Source organism: Geodermatophilus siccatus (assembly GCF_900103785.1).
Lineage (GTDB): Bacteria > Actinomycetota > Actinomycetes > Mycobacteriales > Geodermatophilaceae > Geodermatophilus > Geodermatophilus siccatus.
Window position 1 is genome coordinate 342785 of record NZ_FNHE01000001.1, and the last position, 15902, is coordinate 358686.

Sequence of the window (15902 nt, forward strand, 5' to 3'; positions counted from 1 at the left end):
CCCCATCGGGGAGTCGCCCTGCGAGACGCGTGCGAGGAGTGGGGGACGCAGGCTCCTCGACGAGTGCGCGGGACGGGCTCAGCGCGACGGAGGGACGGCACGTGGCCGCGGCGCGGTCCCTGCGAGCGGGGGCCGCAGGCTCCCCCGAGCAGGGACGGGTGTCCGGGGCTCGACGGCAGCCGGGGACGGCACGTGGCCGCGGTGCGGTCCGGAGGACCGCCGTGTCACGGGTAGGGCCAGGCGTTCTTGGCGCAGCCCTCGAGCCCGAGGGTCTGCTGCTGCATGACGGGGGCCGGCTGGCCGGGACCGGGGCACTGCTGGTGGCCGTTGCCGAGAGCGTGGCCCACCTCGTGGTTGACCACGTAGTGCCGGTAGGTGGGGATGTCGCCCTGGTAGTCGGGGACGGCGGTCGCCCAGCGGGCCAGGTTGATGACGGCGCGGTCGCCGTAGCGGCAGGAGGTGTAGCCGCCGGTGCCCACGCCCGGGCAGTACCGCTCCATGTTACCGGGGCTGATCAGGGTCACCTTGAACGCGAAGTCCCCGGCCGCGGCCTCGGCCTCACCCACCCGCTGGAACGACATCCGCCCGCCGTTGCCCCACGAGCGCGGGTCGCCCAGCGTCTCCTCGACCGCGGCGGCGAACGAGGGCCCGTCCACCTCGATGCCGTCCTCGACCTCGACGACGAAGCGCTGCAGCGGCCCGGTGCCGTAGACCTGGGAGCTGCCGGGGACGACGGTCACGCTGCCCGCGCCCTGCTGGACGAAGCCGGGGGCTCCGGCGGCGGTCTCCGGCGCCTCGGTCGGTGCGGCGTCGACCTCGACCGGCGCCGTGGGCGTCACCGTGGGCGTCGCCGAGGGCTCGACGGCGCCAGGGGCCACGGCGGCGACGGACGGCTCCGGCGCGGCGGTGGCCGACCCGCTCGTACCGGTGTCGCCGAGCACCAGGTCCACGAGGGTGACCACGGTGGCGAGGGCCAGCAGCGGGATGGCGTAGGCACGCCATCCCCAGCGGGTCACGAAGCGGCGGAACCGGCCGCCTCCGCCGCTCGGGGGTCCCGACCGGGTGCGGTCGCGGACGACGACGCGGGTGCCGCCGGTGCGCGGCGCGTCCGGTCCCTGCCCCGGCGCGGTACCGGTCGCCGCGGGACGACGGCCCTGCGGACGGTCGGTGCGGCTCGCGGACCCCGACCGGGTCAGGACCGGGTTGGTGTCGGCGAACCGCGGGGACTCGTGCGGCTGGGCGCGGCGGGCCGCGGGCGGGGGCACGCGCGGCAGCCCGCGCACGGGTTCCTCGGCACGGGCAGGACGACCGGGCGGGCCGGCGTCCGGGGCCGGTCGCGTGCGCCCGTTCGGTCCGCGGCCGGAGGAGGCGTCCGCGGGACTCACCTCAGCAGACTCTCACGCCCCGGCGGTCCCGGCGGAGACCGTGCGGGAACGGCGTGTACGCAGGTGGGTCAGGAGGCCCGGGCCTCGTCGCCGCGCTGCAGGACCGCCTCGGCGGCGTCCTCGGCCAGCCCCAGCACCGCCCGCGCCGTCGGCTCGGGCGCCTCGAGCATGGCGACGTGCCCGACCCCCTCGAGGACCAGCAGCCGCGCGTCGGGGACGGCGTCGGCCAGCCGCGGTGCGAGCGCCGGGTCGACGAGCCGGTCGCGGTCGCCCCAGACGACCAGGGTCGGCGGGCGCAGCGACCGCGCCAGCCGCCAGGCGTTGCGCGGGCCCACCCGCAGGTAGGAGGTGATCAGGCCGCGCATGCTGCGGGTCAGCGCCTGCGTCGCCCACGGCTGCCCGGCACGCTCGCGCATCTCCTCCAGCGCCTGCTCCAGCCGCACCCTCGGCACCCGGCGCGGGTCGCCGAAGCACATCTGCACCATCCCCCGGACCTGCCGCTCGGGCGTCACGCCGGAGAGCCGGCGCTCGGCCAGCGCGGGGATGCCGGGCAGCAGGAGCAGCAGCAGGGTGCGGTTGAAGGCGCCGGGCACGCGGTAGACCGGCATCGCCGGCGACACGAGCGTCAGGGTGGCCACCAGGTCGGGGCGGCCGGCGGCGACGAGCACCGAGACCAGGCCGCCGAGGGAGTTGCCCAGCAGGTGCACCGGCCGGCCGGCGGCCTCCCCGGGTTCGGCGACGATCCGCTCCAGGACGTCGACGACCGCCGCCACGTGCCCGCGCACCGAGTAGGAGGTGCGCGCCGGCGGCCGCGAGCGACCGAAGCCGGGCAGGTCGAGGGCCCAGCCGTCGAAGCGGACGGCGAGCAGGGCGGCCAGGTCGGTCCAGTTCGTCGAGGCGCCACCCAGCCCGTGCACGTAGAGCGCCCGCTCCCGCGGCGCACCCTCGCGGGGGCCGCCCACCGGGCCGGTCCACGGCGTCCGCCGGACGAAGACCTCACCCCCGCGGACGGCGACCTGCTCGCCGGGCCACGGCGGCGGGACGGCGTCGGCGCCGGGCAGCGCGACCGTCGACAGCCGGGCCGGGCGCCTCTCCGGGGCGATGGGGGTTGCGGGACCCTCGGGCACCCGGCCGACGGTAGGTCAGGGCCCACGACGGCGCGCGAGCGGGTGACCGGTCGGTAACATCTGCCCGCCATGCACCCATCCCGCCCAGCTCCCGCGCCCGTCCGCCGCTCGTCCCGCCTGCCGCGGGGCGCCCGCCGGGCGCAGCTGCTGCAGGCTGCGCAGGAGGTGTTCGTCGCCAACGGCTTCCACGCCGCGGCGATGGACGAGATCGCCGACCGGGCCGGGGTCAGCAAGCCGGTGCTCTACCAGCACTTCCCGGGCAAGCGCGAGCTGTACCTGGCGCTGCTGGAGCAGCAGGTCACCCTGCTCACCGACCGCGTGCGCGAGGCGATGGAGGGCACCGACGACAACCGCACCCGCGTCAACGGAGCCGTCGGTGCCTACTTCGACTTCATCAACGCCGACGGCGCCGCCTTCCGGCTGGTCTTCGAGTCCGACCTCAACAACGACGACGACGTCCGCGAGCTCGCCGACCGCGGGCACCGGGCGTGCGTGGAGGCCATCGGCGAGGTCATCGCCGCCGACACCGGCCTCGACCGGGAGCGGGCCCTGCTGCTGGCCTCGGGCCTGACCGGGCTGTCCGAGACCAGCGCCCGCTGGTGGCTGCCCCGCAAGGGCACCGTCTCCCGCGACGAGGCGGTGGCCCTGCTCACGGCGCTGGCCTGGCGCGGCATCTCCGGCTTCCCGCGGGTCGAGGGCGGCGAGGGCCCACCGCGCTGACGAAGGCCCCGTGTCCCCACTGCTCGGGAGCTCGCGGCGGGCCCTGCAGGGGGCCGCGTTCGCTGACGGCGCACCTGCACCTCAGGTCGGCGGTTCTGCGGCTGCACTAGCGTGGGGAACAGCCGCGCAACTCTGAGGAGGCATCCCCCGTGGAAGTCAAGATCGGTGTCCAACACTCCCCCCGGGAGCTGGTCATCGACAGCCCCCAGTCCCCCGACGAGATCGCCACCGAGGTGGCGAAGGCCATGTCCGGCGCGACCAAGGACGGCCTGCTGACCCTGGTCGACGAGCGCGGACGTCGGGTGCTCGTGCCCGTCGACCGCATCGCCTACGTGGAGATCGCGCAGGCCGACCAGCGGCGCGTGGGCTTCATCGCCGGCGCCTGACGGTCCGCACGTCCCGACGGGGCGCCCCCGCAGCAGCGGCGGCGCCCCGTCGTCGTGTCAGGGGTTGAGGCCGAGGGTCTTCATCCGCTCGGTGTGCGCGGTGGTGATGCGCTCGACCAACCGGCCGATGCCGGTCAGGTCGCCGGTGCCCTCCAGGATCAGCTCGGCGAGCTGGTCGCGCTCGGCGATGACCGCTTGCGCCTGCCGCATGGCCTCGCCCACCAGCCGCCGTCCCCACAGGGCCAGCCGGCCGGACAGCGTGCGGTCGGTGGCGATGGCCGCCCGCACCTCACGGACGGCGAAGTCGGCGTGCCCGGTGTCTGCGAGGACGTCGAGGATCAGCCCGCGGTCGGGGTCGGGCAGGAAGCCGGCGATCTCCCGGTAGAACTCCGAGGCCAGGCCGTCCCCGACGTAGGCCTTGACCAGGCCCTCCAGCCAGGTGCGCGGCCGGGTGCTCTCGTGGAAGGCGTCGAGCGCGGGGACGAACGGGCTCATCGCAGCGGTCGGCTCGGCGCCGAGCTCGGTGAGGCGCGCGGTCAGCCGGCAGTGGTGGTCGATCTCCGCGGCGGCCATCTGCGCCAGCGCGGCCCGGCCGTCCAGGGTGGGCGCCAGCCGGGCGTCCTCGGCCAGCCGGTCGAACGCGGTCAGCTCGGCGTAGGACAACACGCCCAGCAGGTCGATGACGGCCTGCTCGTCGACGGTGTCCACTGGCAGCTCCCGGGGTCGGTGGGACGGTCGGCGACTGCCCCGGACGGGTGGCACGGAGGGCCCGGACAGCGCGGCGGAGGGAGGCTAACCGCCGCGCACGGTAGACTGGGAATCGGCGAGCCCTTCGGTTCGCTGTGTATCTGTGCGCTGACGACCGCTGGAGACGACACCCCGAGGGGTCTCCTCCCGGGCCGACACCGAGGTGCGGCCCGGTTTCTGCTGGCCGCGTCGGCGCTGGAACCGATCCCGCGACACCCGACCGGGACAGTTCCGGAGCGGCGCGAGCGCGCCCCGGAGCCGGCCCCCAGCAGACCAGAGGCGAGAGCACTGACCTCCACCGAGAACACCCCCACCACCCCCGAGATCGAGCGCGCCGAGACCGGCGCCCCCGCGCCCGAGCAGCTCGAGCAGGCCGTCGAGGAGCTCGGCGGCGCCCCCGTGGCCGACGACGCCCCGCTGTTCAGCGACTTCGACGTCCACCCCGACGTCGTCGCGGCGCTGGCGGAGGCGGGCATCACCCGCACCTTCGCCATCCAGGAGCTCACCCTCCCCCTGGCGCTGGCCGGCCACGACCTCATCGGGCAGGCCCGCACCGGCACCGGCAAGACCCTCGGCTTCGGCGTCCCGATGCTGCAGCGCGTCGTCCCGCCGGCCGAGGGCGGCGACGGCGTCCCGCAGGCGCTGGTCGTCGTCCCCACCCGCGAGCTGTGCGTGCAGGTCGCCCGCGACCTGGCCACCGCCGGCAAGAAGCGCGGCACCCGCGTGCAGGCCATCTACGGCGGGCGCGCCTTCGAGCCGCAGGTCGCCGCGCTGCAGGCCGGCGTCGAGGTCGTCGTCGGCACCCCGGGGCGGCTGCTCGACCTGGCCCAGCAGGGCCACCTGATCCTCGGCAAGGTCCGCGTGCTGGTCCTCGACGAGGCCGACGAGATGCTCGACCTGGGCTTCCTGCCCGACATCGAGCGGATCCTCGCGATGGTCCCGGCGCAGCGGCAGACCATGCTGTTCTCCGCGACGATGCCCGGCCCGATCGTGACGCTGTCGCGGTCGTTCATGACCCAGCCCACGCACATCCGGGCGCACGGCAACGACGAGGGGTCGACGGTCCCGCAGACCACCCAGTTCGTCTACCGGGCGCACAACCTCGACAAGCCCGAGCTGCTCGCCCGGGTGCTGCAGGCCCGCGACCGCGGCCTGGCGATGGTCTTCTGCCGCACCAAGCGCACCGCGCAGAAGGTCGCCGACGAGCTGGTCGAGCGCGGGTTCGCCGCGGCCGCCGTGCACGGCGACCTCGGGCAGGGCGCCCGCGAGCAGGCGCTGCGCGCCTTCCGCAGCGGCAAGGTCGACGTCCTGGTCGCCACCGACGTCGCCGCCCGCGGCATCGACGTCACCGGCGTCAGCCACGTCGTCAACTACCAGTGCCCCGAGGACGAGAAGACCTACGTGCACCGGATCGGCCGCACCGGCCGCGCCGGCCGCGAGGGCGTCGCCGTCACGCTGGTCGACTGGGACGACATCCCGCGCTGGCAGCTGATCAACAAGGCGCTGGACCTGGAGTTCACCGACCCGCCGGAGACCTACTCGACCTCGCCGTGGGTCTACTCCGACCTGGACGTGCCCGAGGGCGCGACCGGCCGGCTGCCCCGCGCCCAGCGCACCCGCGAGGGCCTCGACGCCGAGGTGCTCGAGGACCTCGGCGAGACCGGCAAGCGCACCCGCTCCGGCGGCGGCCACGGGCCGGCCCGGTCGGACGGCGAGGAGCCCGCCGCGGCCCGCAAGAGCCGTCCGCGCCGGCGCACGCGAGGGGGCGGTGCGGCCACGACCGGTGCCGCCGCCGCGACCGACGCGCCCGTCGAGGCGTCCTCCGGTGAGGGCGCCGCGTCCGGCGAGGCCCCGGCCCGCAAGCGGCGCCGGCGTCGCCGCGGCGGCTCCGGTCCCAGCTCGGCCGAACCCGCCGCCTGAAGGACCCCCTTGCCCCCCACCGCTCGCAAGCTCGCGGCGGGACCCTGCAAGGGGGCCGCCGTGCCCTCCTGCAGGAGGCCAGCCAGCCGATGATGCGTCCGCCGCTGCGGGTGTGGGGATGGACGGCGGCCACCCTGGCGCTCGTGGTCGTCGCCGCCCTGCTCTGGCGGGGCTCGGACGCGGCGGCCACCGACAGCACCACCGCAGCACCGGCCGACGTCCCCACCGGGACGCCGGCCGGTGCCGTCTCCCCGGCCTGGACCGCGCCGACCACGGCGTCCGGCGGCGCGACCCGGGCCACCGTGGACGGCGGTCGCGTCGTCGTCGGCGACGGGCACGGGGTGCGCGCGCTCGACGTGGTCACCGGTGAGGAGGCCTGGCGCTACACCCGCGCCAACGCCCGGCTCTGCGACTGGACCCTCGTCGGCGGCCGCGTCGTCGCCGTCTCCGGGACCGAGGGCCGCTGCGACGAGGCGGTCGCGCTGTCGGTCGACACCGGCGTCCGGCTCTGGACCCGCAACCTCGACCTGCGCCCCGACGCGGTGCTCACCAGCACCGAGGGCATCGTGCTGGCCACCAGCCCGACCGGCGTGCTCACCCTCGACCCGGTCGGCGACAGCATCCGCTGGCGAGCCGCCCCGGAGGAGGGCTGCACGTTCGCCGACGGGGACGTCGGCGGGGCCGGCGTGGCCGTCCTCGAGCAGTGCGGCGGGTCGACGCGGGTGCGCCTGCTCGACGGCTACGACGGCAGCCCGCGGTGGACCCGCGACACGGCCGAGGGGATGGCGCTGACCGGCGTCGAGCAGGCGGTCGTCGTCAGCGGGGACGACGGCGTGCAGCTGCTCGCCGGTACCGACGGCGCCCCGCTGGGCGCACCCGTCGCCACGTCCGTCGACGATCCGGCCGCCGGCGAGGTGCTCGTGACCGCGGTCGGCACCAGCGCGCTCGTGTGGGCCGACGGCACGCTCACCGTCGTCGACCAGGGCACCGGCTCGGTGTCCTGGCGCACCCCGGCCACCGGCCTGCCCGTCGGCACCGTCGACCGGGCGCTGCTCGACGTGGGGACGTCGGTGCCGGTGCCCGAGGGCGACGCCGTCGTCCTCCGCGACCTCGCCACCGGCGAGGAGCTGCAGCGCGTCGGCACCCCACCGCTGCCGGCCGGCGGGCTGCTCACCGTGGCCGGCCCGGTCGTCGTCCACCAGCTGCCCGACCGCGTCCTCGCCCACCGCTGAAACAGGCCCCCCTGCCCCCCACCACTCACAGGCTCGCGGCGGGTCGACTGCAGGGGGGCCGCCGCCGAGGTTGACTGGTGGGCATGGTGATGCCCGGCGGCCCGGACGACCGCGCTCCTCTCTCGATCGCCCCCGACGACCTCCGCCAGCTCGCCGACCACGACGCCCGGCACCGCACCTTCGACGGCGGCGCGGGTCCGCTGACGGCGCTGGACACCGGGGGCGACGGCGGGCGCGGCACCGTCCTGCTGGTCCCGGGCTTCACCGGGAGCAAGGAGGACTTCGCGCCGCTGCTGCGCCCGCTGTGCGCCGCCGGCCACCGGGTCGTCGCGCTCGACCAGCGCGGCCAGTTCGAGTCCCCCGGCCCCGACGACCCGGCCCGCTACTCGGTCGCCGAGCTGGGCGAGGACCTGGTGGCCGTCGCCCGGCAGCTGCGCGCCGAGGGCGCCGGCGCGCTGCACCTGCTCGGGCACTCCTTCGGCGGGCTGGTCAGCCGGGCCGCCGTCCTGGCCGAGCCGGCGGCGTTCACCAGCCTCACCCTGCTCGGCTCCGGCCCGTCGCGGTTGGGCGGCGCCCGGGCGGAGCTGCTCGAGCACCTGGCCCCGCTGCTGGACGCCGGGGGCGTGCCGCTGGTGCACGAGACGCTCGAGCAGCTGGCGATGACCGACCCGAAGGCGCAGCTGGTGCCCGCGCGGACCCGCGAGTTCCTGGCCCGGCGGTTCCTCGCCACCAGCGCCGCGAGCCTGCGCGGCATGGCCGACGCGATGACCACCGAGCCCGACCGGGTCGCCGAGCTCGCGGCCACCGGCGTCCCGGTGCTGGTGGCGCACGGGGTGGCGGACGACGCGTGGACACCGGCCGTGCAGGAGGACATGGCGCACCGGCTCGGCGCCCGGCACGAGGTCATCCCGGGCGCGATCCACTCCCCCGCCATCGAGAACCCGGCCCGCACGGTGGAGGTCCTGGTGGACTTCTGGGCCTCGGTCCCCGCTGCCGGCCGCTCCGCCGAGGACGCCGGGGCGCTGCGGTGAACCGGACGCCGTCGATCCGCGACTTCACCGCCGAGGAGGACCTGCTCGGCTTCTTCGGCCCCGACAGCGTCAGCTGGCGCATCCACGCCGACCCGGCCTTCTCCGTCGGCGGCATCCGGGCGCTGCTGCTGCAGGCCCTGCACCCGGTGGCGATGGACGGCGTCGCCCGCTTCTCCACCGCCTTCACCGACGATCCGTGGGCGCGGCTGACCCGCACGGCCGAGTACGTGGCCACGCTGACCTTCGGCACCCGCCGGGACGCGCTGCGCTCGGTGCGCCGGGTGCGCGGCATGCACCGCGGCAACACGGCGGTCGAGGAGACCACCGGCCGCAGCTACGCCGTCGACGACCCCGACCTGCTGCTGTGGGTGCACTGCTGCGAGGTCGACTCGCTGCTGTCGGTCGCCCGCCGCGCCGGGGTGCCGCTGACCGACGAGGACGCCGACCGCTACGTCGCCGAGCAGGTCACCGCGGCGGTGCTCATCGGCTGCGAGGCCGGCGACGTGCCGGCCGGCGTGGCCGAGCTCGACGCCTACCTGCAGCGCACCCGCCCCCAGCTGGCGGTCACCCCGGCGGCGCGGAACGCCTCGCTGTTCGTCCTGGTGCCCCCGATGCCGGGGTGGGTGCAGCTGCTGACCCCCGCACGGCCCGCGTGGAGCACCCTGGCCGCCATGGGTGCCGCGACGCTGCCCCGGTGGGCCCGCCGGTTGTACGGACTGCCGGGCTACGGCCTGACCGACACCGCCGCGACCGCCGCGGTGCGGGCGTTCCGCCGCGCGGCGCTGGCGGTGCCGGCACAGGTGCGGGAGTCGCCCATCGTGCGGACGGCCCGGGAGCGCGTCGCGTCCGCCGAACCGCTCACGGCCTGAACAAGGACCCGGCTGCCCCCTTGAAGGACCCCCTTGCCCCCCGCCACTCGCAGGCTCGCGGCGGGACCCTGCAAGGGGGCCGTCAGAGCTCAGGACGGGGCCCCGGACGGGCCATCAGGCGTCGGGCGGGGTCTCCTCGGCGAGGAAGCTCCACGTCTCCCGCGACGGGGTGGCCGCCCGGCCGACCGCGCAGCTGGGCCGGAAGTCGCACCAGCCGCACTGCCGGCCGGGGACCGCGGGGAACGCGGCGTCCGGGTCCACCCCGTCGTCGACGGCCGCGGTCGCCGCGGTGATGTCGGCGGCGACGTCCTCCGCTCGGCGGACGTGGTTGGCCAGCGACCGGTCGGTGTGCTCGAAGGCGGCCACCGTGCCCGACGGCAGGTGGTGCAGCTCGACCCGGCTGCACGGCCGGCGCAGGGTGCGCCGCACGCCCAGCACGTACGCGGCCAGGGCGGGTGAGCCGCGGGCCTCGTCGTCGGTGCAGACCGAACGCCCGGTCTTGTAGTCGACGACGACCAGCTCGTCGCCCCGCTGGTCGATCCGGTCGACCCGGCCGGACAGCGCCAGCCGCTCGGTGGTGGCGGCCACCTGCCGTTCGGTGCCGACCGGCTCGTCGGCGGGGTCGAGGTCGCTCACGTAGTCGGTGAGCCAGCCCGCGGCCCGGGCGCGCCACCGGTCGGACTGCTCGGCGTCGCGGAAGCCCGCGGTCGACCAGACCCCGTACAGCAGCTGGCGCGCCGCGGCCGGCGTGCGCTTGGGCAGTGGCAGCTCCCACCACGAGCGCAGCGCGGCGTGCACCGCCGAACCGACGCTGTTGTGCGCCCATGCCGGGCCCTTGGCCGGGGTGGGCCGGTCGACGTAGGCGTGCCGGTAGCGGCGCGGGCAGTCGCCGAAGGTGGCCAGCTTGCTCGGCGTCGCCGGGAACAGCCGCCGCGGCATGCCCGGCATCTCCAGCTGTGCGCCTCCCACGCCGGTCACGCTAACCGGCGGCGCCACCGGTCCCGGGGAACGGCACGGCGCCCGTCCCGGCGGCCAGCAGCGCCTCGTACTGGTCCGGCGCGGTGGTGCAGGCGGCGATCGGCGTCGTCTTGTTGCTGCCGTGGTAGTCGCTGGAGCCGGTGACCAGCAGCCCGAGCTCGCCGGCCAGCCCCCGCATGTGGGCCCGCTCGTCCGGGTCGTGGTCGGGGTGGTCGACCTCCAGGCCGAGCAGCCCGGCCTCGGCCATCGCCGCGATCGCCTCGTCGCCGACCACCCGGCCGCGCCGGGTGGCCAGGCCGTGGGCGAACACCGGCACCCCGCCGGCCGCGCGCACCAGCGCGATGCCGGCGAGCACGTCGGTGTCGGCCTTGGCGACGTAGAAGGGGCTGCGGTGGTGCAGCAGCGTGGCGAAGGCCTGGTCGACCGAGTCGACGACGCCGGCCTCCACCAGGGCGCGGGCCACGTGCGGCCGCCCCACCACCCCGCCGCCGGCGCGCTCGACGATCTCGTCCCAGACGACCGGGTGCCCCGCCTCGGCGAGCCCGGCGACGATCCGCTCCCCGCGACCGAGCCGCTCCTCGCGCAGCCGTGCCCGCTCGGCGGCCAGGCCTGGGTGCTCGGGGTCGAACAGGTAGGCCAGCAGGTGCACGCTGATCGGCGGCGCCTGCGCCGGGAACCAGCGGCAGGACAGCTCCATGCCCGGGACGACGGTCAGCCCCTCGGGGCGGGTCCGCTGCGCCTCGGCCCACCCGGCGGTGGTGTCGTGGTCGGTGAGCGCGACGACGTCGAGGCCCGCGCCCCGCGCCGCGGCGAGCAGCTCGGCGGGACTGTCGGTGCCGTCGGACACCGACGAGTGGGTGTGCAGGTCGATCCGCATCAGCGCCCAGCCTGCCGCATCCTGCGGCCGGCCACCCGCGGCGAGCGGGGACGCCGCGGCGGCAGCGGCGGGATCGGCTGGGTGTCCCGCCGTCCGTCGGCGGGGGCGTCCCGCGCGGGGCGGTCCGACGACGGGGGCGACGGCCGGCGGGGCCGCCGCGGCGACGGTTCGGCGTCGCCCTCGTCGTCCCCCTTGTCGGCGCCGTTGCCGCCGAACAGCAGGTCGCTCACGTCGCGGTAGAGCAGATCGGCCCGCGGCAGGTAGGTGATCTCCGAGAGCGCCTGCTGCTGGCCGGCCGACTCGAAGCGGAACGTGCCGTAGCCGAGCAGCTGGCCGAACAGCGTCTCCTTGTACGTCAGGTCGGTGATGCGGCGCAGCGGCAGCAGGGCCACGGTCCGGACGATGATCCCGCTGGTCAGCAGCACCCGGCGGTTGGTGACGATGAAGTGCCGCATCCACCACTCGCCGACCCGCAGCGCGAGGTACACCAGCGCGCCGACGAGCACGAGGAAGCCGGCGGTGGTCGGCAGTCGGCCGTCCGGGTCGAGCAGCATCAGCCAGAGACCGGCGACCAGCGCCGGGGCGGCCTTGGCCACGGGGACGGCGAGCACCGCCCAGTGCCGGCGGGTGGCGATGACGGGCGGCAACTCGTGCGGGAGCAGGTACTTGTCGGCGTCCTTGCTCCACCGCGGCCGGCGGCCGTCGGGAGGTGCCGCCGGGCCGCCCACGCCGGCCTACGCGAGGGACTCGAAGAACTCGGCCAGCGAGGACGCCGCGTCGCCGAGGGCGTGGCCGGCGGTGCGGACGAAGTCGGCGGAGCTCTCGGGCGCCGAGATGACGTAGAAGACGACGAAGGCGAGTGCCAGCCAGGTGAGGACCTTCTTCACCATCACCTCCGCGGTGGCTGTCGGGCGGACGCGCGGACGGGGGCGCCCGCACGGCGAGCCCCATGCGTAACACACGCCGCAGGACCCCCACCCGGGGACACGCCGCCGGGGATGCGGGTCGGTCCGGTCCGGTCCGTCACGGTCCGGGCAGCAGGTGCTCGCTGGGCGGACCGAGCGGCAGGTCGGGGTAGAGCCGCTCGCGCAGGTCGAGCAGCGTCAGCCGCTCGGCGAGCAGCCACGCGGCCGACATCGGCCACATGACCAGCCACAACCAGACGCCGTAGGCCTCCCCCACGAAGGCGGCGCGGTCGTCGGAGGTCGGCACCGCCCACAGCGGCGCGCGCTGCCCGGCGGCCTCGACGTCGGCCGACGAGGGGCCGGAGATGACGTCGCCGGGGTCGGGGCCGGGCAGCCCGGCGTATCCGCAGCCGACCCCGGTGCCCGGCTCCTCAGCGACGAGCACCAGCTCGGCCGAGCCGCCGAGCGGCGCCGGTCCGGCGCAGTCGACGACGATCGCGCGCGCCCCGGGCTCCCCGCCCCACGCCAGGCCGGTGACCGTCCAGCCCGGTGGCATCGGGTCGGGCACCCACGCGGGCACCCGGGCGTCGGCGGTCACCGCGGCGATGGCGTCGTGCGCCACCAGCAGGGTGTGGTGCAGCGGCGTCACCGCACCGTGCACGTGGCACCAGGCCTGAGCCGAGTTCCCGGGGCGGACGACCACGCGTTCGCCGCAGCGGGGACAGACCGTGGTCGCAGTCATCGGGCATCACCGTCCTGTGACCGGACGGGTTCGTCAAGCGCTGGCCGCTGCCGGGTGCGTGCGTACCGTTCAGGGCGTGCTCCCCACCGCCGACGCCGCCCTGCCCGTGGTCGCCTGCGTCGGCGCGGTGGTGCTCGACGCCCGCGGCCGGCTGCTGCTGGTCCGGCGCGGCCACGAGCCCTCGCGCGGGCTGTGGTCGGTGCCCGGAGGCCGGGTCGAGACCGGGGAGTCGGTGGCCGCGGCGGTCGAGCGCGAGGTGCGCGAGGAGACCGGGCTGGCGGTGCAGGCCGGTGCCGAGGTGGGCCGCGTGCGGATCCCGGGCCAAGGTGTCGTCTACGACGTGGTGGACCTGGCCTGCACGCTGCTGGACCCGGCGGCCGTCCCGGTGGCCGGCGACGACGCGGACGACGTCGTCTTCGCCGACGCGGCCGACCTCGAGCGGCTGACCTGCACGCCGCGGCTGCTGGAGACGCTGCGCGGCTGGGGCGTGCTGCCGTCCTGAGCCGGCCCGGCAGCACGCCCGCCGGTCAGCTGCGCGGCCTGGGCTCCGGGCGGCCGGGCTGCTCGCCGCCGCGGGCCTCGCCGTACGAGCGCTTGGGCACCATGACCTTGCGCCGGAAGACGCAGACGACGGTGCCGTCCTGCTTGTAGCCGATGGTCTCGACGTGGACGACGCCGCGGTCGTCCTTCGACCGCGACTCGGTCTTGTCCAGCACCGTCGTCTCGCCGTAGATGGTGTCGCCGTGGAAGGTCGGCGCCACGTGCCGCAGCGACTCGATCTCCAGGTTGGCGATGGCCTTGCCCGACACGTCCGGGACGCTCATGCCGAGCAGCAGCGAGTAGACGTAGTTGCCGACGACGACGTTCTTCCCGAAGTCGGTGGTCTCCGCCGCGTAGTGGCTGTCCAGGTGCAGCGGGTGGTGGTTCATGGTGATGAGGCAGAACAGGTGGTCGTCGTACTCGGTGACGGTCTTGCCCGGCCAGTGCTTGTAGACCGCACCGACCTCGAACTCCTCGTAGTACCGACCGAACTGCACGTGCTGCCTCCGCGGTGTCGACGCTGACATCGGGGCACCGGGCGGTCGCCGGACACGGGCCCACCACGCCCGGCGGGCCAGCTGCCCACCCCGCGTCGGTGACCCATCTGGACGGCCGCCGATCCTACGATGCGCCCGTGGTACCGGCTCCCCCCGTTCCGGACACCGGGGAGCCCGGTGTCCGGACGCTCTCGCCCACCGGCCGCCGGGTCCGGCTCGCCGCCACCGCGGTCGTGCTCGCGCTGCTGCTCGGCGGCACGCTGTGGGGCAACGACTCCGAGTTCCCGTTCGGCCCGTTCCGGATGTACTCGACCCGCGCCGACCCCGACCGCCCGGTGGTCTCCACCAGCGTGGTGGGCGTGACCGCCGGCGGCGACGAGGTGCGGCTTTCCGGCGGCGAGGTGGGGCTGCGCCGGGCCGAGTTCGAGGGGCAGCTGCCCCGCCTCGTCGAGGAGCCGCAGCTGCTGGGTCTGCTCGCCGAGTCCTACGCCGACCGCCACCCCGACGCCGCGCCGCTCGTGGCGGTGCGGGTGGTGCAGCGGCGGCACGCGCTCGACGGCGGCCGGCGCACCGGCGAGGTCACCGAGAGCGTGCTCGTCGACCACGCCGTGGCGACCGGCCAGGAGGGCACCCCGTGAGCACGACCGCCTCCCCCGCTGCGCCGTCCGTCTCGGGCCGCCGCGCGTGGTCGGACTGGTGGTTCCGGCCCGTCCCGCTGGCGCGCGTCGCCGTGTTCCGGACCATCGCCTACCTGTTCGTGCCGGTCGACGTCTTCCTGACCACGGCCTGGGTGCGGGCGCACGCCGACGTCCCCACCGAGTGGTACGCGCCGCTGACCATCGGCCGGCTGCTCCCCCTGCCGACGCCCACCCCGGCGGTCGTGTCCGTCGTGCAGTGGGCCCTCGTCGTCACCGCCCTGGTGGCGGCGACCGGCCGGGCGCCCCGCCTGCTGGGCACCGCGGTGTTCCTCCTCTACTTCGAGTGGATGGTCATCGCGATGAGCTACGGGAAGGTGGACCACGACCGGATCGCCTACCTCGTCGCGCTGGCGGTGCTGCCCACCATCGGACGCGTGCGGTGGCGCGACAAGCGCTCCTCGGAGGCGGCCGGCTGGGCCATGGCGGCGGTCTTCATCACCGTCATGCTCACCTACTTCCTGGCCGCCTGGGCCAAGATGCGCTTCGGCGGCTGGGACTGGGCCACCGGCTCCACGCTGGCCCGGGCCATGGTGCGGCGCGGCACCGTGCTGTCGGACTGGACCCTCGAGACGCCCGGCCTGCTCGTGGGTGCCCAGTGGGCGATGCTGGCGCTGGAGTTCGCCGCACCGCTCATGCTGCTGGTCTGGTCGGCCCGCGCGCGGATCGCGCTGGTGATCTTCCTCCTCGGCTTCCACCTGGCCGTCTACGCCAGCGTGGCGATCATCTTCCTGCCGCACTGCGTCGCCATCCTGTCGGTCCTGCCGTGGGAGCGGCTGCCCGACGCCACCCGCCGGCTGCGCGCCCGGACCGGCGGCGGGCACCCGGCCGAGGTCTCCCCGGCCGGGGCCGCACCCCCGGGCTGAGCCGGCCCGCGGGCTGTGCCGGATCCGGGCCCGGTCAGATCAGCGCACCGATGCGGGCCGCCATGTCCGCCTCGTGCTGCTGGTAGGACGCCGCCACGCTGCTGAGCAGACCGCCCATGCCGGTGAGCGCGTCGCTGACCCCGTGCGCGCTGAGCCGCCACTGCTCGTAGAGCTCGGTGAACCGGGCCGCGGCCTGGCTGTCGGTCCACCCCTCGAGCACCGAGGCGTCCACGCTGCTCGACAGGGTGGTGTGCCGGGCGGTGGTCTCGGCGGCCTCGGCGCGGCACTGCCCGGCCAGCGACTCCAGGGTGGTGATCTCGACCTTCACGTGTCCTCCTCTGGTCCGGGTCCCTCCCGGTCGGGGCGGACGGTAGGTGCTGGCCCT

General features: G+C 76.0%; 19 protein-coding genes. 9 read left to right on the top strand and 10 right to left on the bottom strand.

Annotated features, from left to right (window positions below):
- Positions 1-224: 224 nt before the first annotated feature.
- Positions 225-1283, bottom strand: coding sequence for a DUF3152 domain-containing protein (locus BLS21_RS01595; protein ID WP_245699928.1), 1059 nt, complete (start codon positions 1281-1283; stop codon positions 225-227).
- Positions 1284-1453: 170 nt separating this feature from the next.
- Positions 1454-2512, bottom strand: coding sequence for an alpha/beta fold hydrolase (locus BLS21_RS01600; protein WP_245699930.1), 1059 nt, complete (start codon positions 2510-2512; stop codon positions 1454-1456).
- Between the two features lie 69 nt (positions 2513-2581).
- Here BLS21_RS01600 and BLS21_RS01605 point away from each other — a divergent pair, with 69 nt between their 5' ends.
- Positions 2582-3232 carry a TetR/AcrR family transcriptional regulator gene (locus BLS21_RS01605; protein WP_091212892.1) on the top strand — a complete coding sequence of 217 codons (651 nt, stop codon included), beginning with the start codon at positions 2582-2584 and terminating at the stop codon, positions 3230-3232.
- Between the two features lie 149 nt (positions 3233-3381).
- Entirely contained in the window at positions 3382-3618 is a 237-nt protein-coding gene (locus BLS21_RS01610) for a DUF3107 domain-containing protein (protein ID WP_091212895.1), read from the top strand.
- 57 nt (positions 3619-3675) lie between these two features.
- On the opposite strand, the gene BLS21_RS01615 is transcribed toward BLS21_RS01610, so the two are convergent.
- Positions 3676-4326, bottom strand: coding sequence for a ferritin-like fold-containing protein (locus BLS21_RS01615; RefSeq protein ID WP_091212898.1), 651 nt, complete (start codon positions 4324-4326; stop codon positions 3676-3678).
- Between the two features lie 438 nt (positions 4327-4764).
- Here BLS21_RS01615 and BLS21_RS01620 point away from each other — a divergent pair, with 438 nt between their 5' ends.
- From BLS21_RS01620 to BLS21_RS01635, 4 genes are all read left to right on the top strand, one after another.
- Entirely contained in the window at positions 4765-6285 is a 1521-nt protein-coding gene (locus tag BLS21_RS01620) for a DEAD/DEAH box helicase (RefSeq protein WP_091212902.1), read from the top strand.
- A gap of 89 nt (positions 6286-6374) precedes the next feature.
- Positions 6375-7517, top strand: a complete 1143-nt coding sequence (locus BLS21_RS01625) for an outer membrane protein assembly factor BamB family protein (RefSeq protein WP_091212907.1) — start codon at positions 6375-6377, stop codon at positions 7515-7517.
- Between the two features lie 83 nt (positions 7518-7600).
- On the top strand, positions 7601-8548 hold the full coding sequence (locus BLS21_RS01630) for an alpha/beta fold hydrolase (RefSeq protein ID WP_175479382.1): 948 nt from the start codon (positions 7601-7603) through the stop codon (positions 8546-8548).
- Positions 8545-9417 carry an oxygenase MpaB family protein gene (locus BLS21_RS01635; RefSeq protein ID WP_091212909.1) on the top strand — a complete coding sequence of 291 codons (873 nt, stop codon included), beginning with the start codon at positions 8545-8547 and terminating at the stop codon, positions 9415-9417. Before BLS21_RS01630 ends, BLS21_RS01635 begins: the two co-directional genes overlap by 4 nt.
- Before the next feature lie 114 nt (positions 9418-9531).
- On the opposite strand, the gene BLS21_RS01640 is transcribed toward BLS21_RS01635, so the two are convergent.
- From BLS21_RS01640 to BLS21_RS01655, 5 genes are all read right to left on the bottom strand, one after another.
- Positions 9532-10386 (bottom strand): RecB family exonuclease, encoded by an 855-nt coding sequence (locus tag BLS21_RS01640; RefSeq protein ID WP_245699932.1) that lies wholly within the window; start codon positions 10384-10386, stop codon positions 9532-9534.
- Positions 10387-10396: 10 nt separating this feature from the next.
- Positions 10397-11272, bottom strand: coding sequence for a PHP domain-containing protein (locus tag BLS21_RS01645; RefSeq protein ID WP_091212912.1), 876 nt, complete (start codon positions 11270-11272; stop codon positions 10397-10399).
- Positions 11272-12000, bottom strand: a complete 729-nt coding sequence (locus tag BLS21_RS01650) for a PH domain-containing protein (RefSeq protein WP_091212915.1) — start codon at positions 11998-12000, stop codon at positions 11272-11274. Before BLS21_RS01650 ends, BLS21_RS01645 begins: the two co-directional genes overlap by 1 nt.
- A 6-nt stretch (positions 12001-12006) precedes the next feature.
- Positions 12007-12162, bottom strand: coding sequence for a hypothetical protein (locus BLS21_RS24905; RefSeq protein ID WP_175479359.1), 156 nt, complete (start codon positions 12160-12162; stop codon positions 12007-12009).
- Positions 12163-12295: 133 nt separating this feature from the next.
- Entirely contained in the window at positions 12296-12919 is a 624-nt protein-coding gene (locus tag BLS21_RS01655; RefSeq protein WP_091212918.1) for a DUF6758 family protein, read from the bottom strand.
- 76 nt (positions 12920-12995) lie between these two features.
- On the opposite strand from BLS21_RS01655, the gene BLS21_RS01660 reads away from it, so the two are divergent.
- Positions 12996-13421 carry an NUDIX domain-containing protein gene (locus BLS21_RS01660; RefSeq protein ID WP_245699934.1) on the top strand — a complete coding sequence of 142 codons (426 nt, stop codon included), beginning with the start codon at positions 12996-12998 and terminating at the stop codon, positions 13419-13421.
- Positions 13422-13446: 25 nt separating this feature from the next.
- On the opposite strand, the gene BLS21_RS01665 is transcribed toward BLS21_RS01660, so the two are convergent.
- Positions 13447-13956 carry a MaoC family dehydratase gene (locus BLS21_RS01665; RefSeq protein WP_091212924.1) on the bottom strand — a complete coding sequence of 170 codons (510 nt, stop codon included), beginning with the start codon at positions 13954-13956 and terminating at the stop codon, positions 13447-13449.
- Between the two features lie 137 nt (positions 13957-14093).
- Between BLS21_RS01665 and BLS21_RS01670 the strand changes: the two genes are divergently transcribed.
- Positions 14094-14594 (top strand): hypothetical protein, encoded by a 501-nt coding sequence (locus BLS21_RS01670; protein ID WP_245699935.1) that lies wholly within the window; start codon positions 14094-14096, stop codon positions 14592-14594.
- Complete coding sequence (locus BLS21_RS01675; protein ID WP_091212929.1) at positions 14591-15517, top strand: MFS transporter permease; 927 nt, start codon at positions 14591-14593, stop codon at positions 15515-15517. Before BLS21_RS01670 ends, BLS21_RS01675 begins: the two co-directional genes overlap by 4 nt.
- A 34-nt stretch (positions 15518-15551) precedes the next feature.
- Here the strand turns inward: BLS21_RS01675 and BLS21_RS01680 are convergent, their stop codons facing one another.
- On the bottom strand, positions 15552-15845 hold the full coding sequence (locus BLS21_RS01680) for a WXG100 family type VII secretion target (RefSeq protein WP_091213761.1): 294 nt from the start codon (positions 15843-15845) through the stop codon (positions 15552-15554).
- Positions 15846-15902: the final 57 nt, after the last annotated feature.